1 protein-coding gene is annotated in these 746 nt (G+C 77.7%); it reads right to left on the reverse strand.

Annotated elements, in window-relative coordinates; genetic code table 11:
• Positions 1 to 746, reverse strand: a 746-nt coding sequence (locus tag ACJA3G_RS38015; RefSeq protein ID WP_406557549.1) for an alpha/beta fold hydrolase, incomplete at both ends; no start/stop codon positions are given.

Genomic DNA, 746 nt, shown 5'->3' on the forward strand with positions numbered 1-746 from the left:
GTGCTGCGACGGACGCTGACGGCGGCCATGGCCGCCGTCAGCGTCCGTCGCAGCACCGCGGCGAACCGCACCGGATGGGTGCTCAGACCCACATGGCCGCCCGGGAACTCGACCAGCCCGGTGCCGAACCGCTCCGCCAGCACCTCCGCCGGGCGGGCGAGCAGCAGGCCCCGCGAGGCGCGCCCGCAGGCCGGGACCAGCCGCCCGGAGTGCGCCGCCAGCGCCTCCAGGTCCGGCAGGTGGCCGCTGAACTGCCGCAGTTCGCGCTCCAGGAACTGCGGCATGTTCTCCCGCATCCGCCGGAAGCGCTCGGCGTCGTCCGGAGCGCGCTCCGGCCCCGCGGCCCGCTCCCGTGCGTCGTCCGGCTCGTCGGCGCGTTCCTGGCCCGCCGCCGCGCCCAGTGCGGCCATCGCCGCCTCCAGACCGTCGCGGCCGAACGCCTCGACGACGCCCGCGAACGCCGCCCGCCACCGGTCCGCGTCGGGCAGCAGCCCCAGCGTGGGCGGCTCGTGGGCCACCACCAGGCGCAGCCGCTCCGGGTGGCGGGCGAGCAGGTCGAGCGCGACGATCGCCCCCGAACTGGCGCCGAAGACGAACGCGGGCCCGTCCGGCGAGACCTCGTCGAGCAGCCGCCGCATGTCGTCGCTGTGCGTCCGCACCCGCTGGTCGTGGCCGCGCTCACCGGCGGCGCTGCGGGACTTGCCGCGCGGGTCGACGGCGACGACGGTGAACCGGTCGGCGGGCTC

This window comes from Streptomyces sp. YS-3 (assembly GCF_045257485.1).
Classification (GTDB): Bacteria; Actinomycetota; Actinomycetes; order Streptomycetales; family Streptomycetaceae; genus Streptomyces.